The sequence below is a fragment of the Streptomyces sp. NPDC022552 genome (genome assembly GCF_055561875.1).
In genome coordinates, this window is the sequence record NZ_JBVHGJ010000033.1 from 1 (window position 1) to 4,983 (window position 4,983).

The following is a 4,983-nucleotide window of genomic DNA, read 5'->3' on the forward strand; positions in this document are numbered from 1 at the left end:
AGGCCGAGTCCGGAGGCGTCGCCGGCAGTGGTCGGTGCGGCGTCCAGCCAGAAGCGGCTGCGCTGGAACGCGTACGGGGGGAGATCCACCCGACGAGCCCCCGAACCCCCGAAGAACGAGCCCCAGCCGACCGGCACACCGTCCACGTAGGCCTCGCCCAGCGCGGTCCGGAACTGCTCCAGGCCACCGCGGTTACGGCGCAGCGTCCCGATCACGGTCGCGTCCGCACCTGCCGCCTCGACGGTCTGCGACAGACCGAAGGTCAGCACCGGGTGGGCACTGGACTCCACGAACACGTCGAACCCGTCGGCGAGGAGCGACCTCACGACCGGCTCGAAGGAGACCGGCCGGCGGCAGTTCTCGTACCAGTACTCGGCCGTCAGTTCCGGCCCCCGCAGGGTCTCGCCCGTGACGGAGGAGTACACCGGCACCTCACCCGTGCGCGGCCGGACGAACGACAGCAGCTCCAGCAGCCGCTCGCGCAGCGGCTCGACCTGGGCGCAGTGCGAGGCGACGGACGCCGGGATCATCCGGGCCCGTACATCCTGCTCCACGAGCTCGGCCACCAGCTTCTCCAGCGCCTCACGGTCACCGGCGACCGTGACCAGGCTCGGGCTGTTGACACCCGCGATCGACAGCAGGTCCCCGTACGGCTCGAGCCGGCGCGCGATGTCGACAGAGGAGAGCGCGACGGATGCCACGCCGCCCCGGCCGAGGAGCTCGTCGGCGAAGAGCTGCGAACGTACGACGACGATCCGGGCGGCGTCCTCCAGGGTGAGCGCGCCGCTGACGCAGGCGGCGGCGATCTCGCCCTGGGAGTGTCCGACGACGGCGTCGGGCACGATCCCGTGCGAGCGCCACACCTCGGCGAGCGACACGTGCACGGCGAACAGCACGGGCTGGACGACCTCGATGAGATCGAGCGACGGTGCGCCGTCCCGGCCACGGAGCACGGCCTCGACCGACCAGTCGACGTGAGCCTCGACCGCGGTGGCGCACTCGGCGAACCGTTCGGCGAACACGGCCGATTCGTCGAGGAGTTCGACGGCCATGCCGGCCCACTGCGAGCCCTGACCGGGGAAGACGAAGACGGTCTTGGACCGCGGCATCGCGGTGCCCCGTGACGCACCCCGGGCGTCCCGGCCCTCGCTCAGCGCCCGCAGCCGCTCCACGACCTGCTCGGGTTCGTCGTCCGTGCCGGCGACGACCACGGCACGCTCTTCGAACTCGGTCCGGCCGGTGAGCGAGTACGCGATGTCGCCGAGGGCGACGTCCGGGTTCCGCTCGATGTGCTCGGCAAGCCGTTCGGCCTGACCCGCCAACGCCGGACCGGACGTGGCGCTCAGCACGAACGGCATCGCCGCCCGCAGCGCACCGGGGTCGGCCGACGCGCCCGCTGTCACGGCGGGCTCTCCGGCCGGTTCGCTCTCCGGCTCGGCGTCCGGGCCGAACGCGTCTGCCTGCTCGACGATGACGTGGGCATTGGTGCCGCCCATCCCGAAGGACGAGACGGCCGCACGGCGGGGGCGGTCCTCCAAGGTCGGCCAGGGCCGCTGTTCGGTGAGCAGCTCGACCGCTCCGGATTCCCAGTCGACGATGGTGGTGGGCTCGTCGGCGTGCAGGGTGCGGGGCAGGGCACCGTGGCGCATGGCCTGCACCATCTTGATGACACCGCCCACACCGGCGGCGGCCTGGGTGTGCCCGATGTTCGACTTCAGCGAGCCGAGGTAGAGCGGGTGCGGTGTGGCGCGCTTGCGGCCGTAGGTGGCGAGGAGGGCCTGGGCTTCGATGGGGTCGCCGAGGCGGGTGCCGGTGCCGTGTGCTTCGACGGCGTCGATGTCGTCGGTGGTGAGGCCGGCGTTGGTGAGGGCCTGGTGGATGACGCGTTCCTGGGCGGGGCCGCTGGGTGCGGTCAGGCCGTTGGAGGCGCCGTCCTGGTTGATGGCCGATCCTCGCAGGACGGCGAGGACGCGGTGTCCGTTGCGTCGTGCGTCGGAGAGCCGTTCGACGAGCAGCAGGCCGACACCCTCGGACCAGCCCGTACCGTCCGCGCCGGCGCCGAACGCCTTGCACCGGCCGTCCGCGGACAGACCTCGCAGCGCGGAGATCTCCACGAACGCGACCGGCGTCGACATCACCGCGACGCCCCCGGCCAGCGCCAGGTCGCACTCGCCCGCACGCAGTGCGGCGATCGCCTGGTGGATGGCGACCAGCGAGGACGAGCAGGCCGTGTCCACGCTGACCGCCGGCCCCTCGAAGCCGAAGGTGTAGGCCACCCGGCCGACCGCGATGCTGCCCGCGCTGCCGCTGTACAGGTACCCCTCGACGCCCTCCATCGGCAGGCCGGGACGAGTGGCGTAGTCGGTGTACATCAGCCCGGAGAACACACCCGTACGGCTGCCCCGGAACGCGTGGGGGTCGAGGCCCGCGTCCTCCATCGCCTCCCAGGCCGTCTCCAGGAGCAGCCGCTGCTGCGGATCGGCGGCCAGCGCCTCGCGCGGCGACATGCCGAAGAAGGCGGGATCGAACTGGTCCGCGTCGTTCAGGAAACCACCGCTGCGGGTGTACGACGTGCCGACCTGCTCGGGATCGGGGTCGTACAGGTTCTCCAGGTCCCAGCCCCGGTTGTCGGGGAACTCGCCGATCGCGTCGACGCCGTCGGCGACCAGGCGCCACAGCTCCTCGGGCGAGGACACCCCGCCGGGGAAGCGGCAGGCCATGCCCACGATCGCGATCGGCTCGCGCGACTGCTCCTCGATGTCACGCAACTTCCTGCGCGCGTCGCGTGCGTCGGCGATGGCACGCTTCAGGTAATCGCGGAGTTCCTTCTCATCAGCCACGTGTTCTCAGCTCCCAGGATGACGGACCCGCGCTTCCGGCGAGTTCGTGCGTCTTACGAACGGTGTGCGTGTGCGTCCGGCCGTGACCGGTACGCGGGGTCAGTCGAGGTCGTCGAGGAGCGCGAACAGCTCCTCGTCACTTGCCGAATCGAGGTCGCGGTCGTCGGCGGCATCCGGCTCGCCGAGCACCGCGCCGGGCTCCACCCCGGGCGCAGCACCGGCTGTGGTCAGCAGCTCCCGCAGGGCCGCGACGACCTCCGCCTGCGCGGAGCCGCCGAGGCCAGCACCGCCGATCACCGACCTGAGACGGCCGAGCTCGGCGAGCAGAGGCCCGGTCGGCGACAGCTCGTCCGCGAGCTGGTCGAGCAGATGGGCGGCCAGGGCGGCAGGGGTCGGGTGGTCGTAGATCAGGGTGGCCGGCAACCGCAGCCCGGTCGCGGTGTGCAACTGGTTGCGCAGCTCCACGGCGGTCAGCGAGTCGAACCCCAGATCCTTGAACGCCCGCGCCGCCGCCACACCGTCGCCGCCGGAGTGCCCGAGCACGTCGGACACCTGGGAGCGGACCAGATCCGTGAGGGCCTGCTGCTGCTCCTCGCGGGTCAGACCCGCCAGACGCTGCACCAGCGAGGGACCGCTCGCGGTGGTGTCCGCCGCGACGGCGGTGCGCCGGCGTGCGGCGGGGACCAGGCCTCGCAGCAGCGGCAGCGGTTCGGTGTTCTGCCGCCGCAGCGCGGCGGTGTCCAGACGGCTGGCGGCGAGGACGGCGTCGTCGACGTGCAGGGCGGCGTCGAACAGCGCCATGCCGTCGTCGTTGGACAGCGGGACCAGGCCCGAGCGCGCCATGCGCTTGAGGTCCACCTCGTCCAGGTGACCACTCAGATCGCTGCTCTGGCCCCACAGGCCCCAGCCCAGCGAGACGGCCGGCAGACCGAGGCCCCTGCGGTGTTCGGCGAGGGCGTCGAGGAAGGTGTTTCCGGCCGCGTAGTTGGCCTGACCGGCCGTCCCCAGAAGCCCGGCGATCGACGAGTAGAGCACGAACGCGTCGAGGCCCAGGTCGCGGGTCAGCTCGTGCAGGTACCACGCGGCGTCGAGCTTCGGGCGCAGCACCCGTGCCAGCTGGTCGGCCGGCATGGCCGCCAGAACGCCGTCGTCGGTGATGCCTGCGGTGTGGACGACGGCGGTCAGGGGGCGGTCCTCGGGCACGTTCTTGAGGGCCTGTGCGAGGGCGGTGCGGTCGGTGGTGTCGCAGGCGACGAGGTCGGCGTGGGCGCCGAGTTCGGTGAGTTCGGTCCGGAGTTCGGTGGCGCCGGGGGCGTCGGGGCCGCGGCGGCTGAGGAGGAGGAGGTGTCGGGCGCCGTGTCGGGTGACGAGGTGGCGGGCGAGGAGGGTGCCGAGGGTGCCGGTGGCTCCGGTGATCAGGACGGTTCCGCGGCTCCAGTCGACAGCGTCGCGCTCGGTCTCGGTCGCGGTGGTGCGGGCGAGCCGCGGGACGAGGAGCTGGCTGTCGCGGATGGCGGCCTGGGGCTCGTCGAGATGTGTGACCAGGGCGGGCAGGCTCTGGGCGAGTGGTGGGGTGTCGGTGTCGAGGAGGAGGAAGCGTCCGGGGTTCTCGGTGGCGGCGGAGCGGAGGAGGCCCCAGGCGCCGGCGTGGGTGAGGTCGGTGAGGTCGTGGGAGTGGACGGCGACGGCGTGGTGGGTGACCACGATCAGACGGGAGTCGGTGAACCGGTCGTCGGCGAGCCAGTCCTGTGCGAGTCGGAGGGTGTTCTGGAGCGCGGTGTGTGCGTGGGAGGGGAGTTCGTCGTCGGCGCCGGAGGTGGCCGTGAGGGGGACGAGGACGGTGCGCGGTGTCGTCTGGCCGTCGTCGATGGCCTGTGCCAGTGCGGTCAGGTCCGCGAACACGGGTGCCGTGGCGCCCAGGGCGTCCGCCGCCTCCGCAGTCCCCAGCACAGCCCACGTACCCGTGCCGTCCGCGGAGCCGTCCCCCGGAGCGGGGACCCACTCCACCCGGAACAACGCGTCGCGTACCACGTCGTCCGCCTGCCGCACGGCCACCTTGGTGAGGGGTCGGAGGTCGAGGCGTTCGATGGTGGCGACGGGTTGTCCGGTGGGGTCGGTGATGTCGAGGCGTGCGGTGTGGTCG

General features: G+C 72.4%; 2 protein-coding genes. Both read right to left on the reverse strand.

What is annotated here, in order from left to right; genetic code table 11:
- The coding region (locus ACZ3OF_RS35865) for a type I polyketide synthase (protein ID WP_467309045.1) at positions 1-2,840 on the reverse strand (2,840 nt) is incomplete at its 3' end.
- 99 nt (positions 2,841-2,939) lie between these two features.
- A partial coding sequence (locus ACZ3OF_RS35870; protein ID WP_467309047.1) for a type I polyketide synthase occupies positions 2,940-4,983 on the reverse strand: 2,044 nt, incomplete at its 5' end.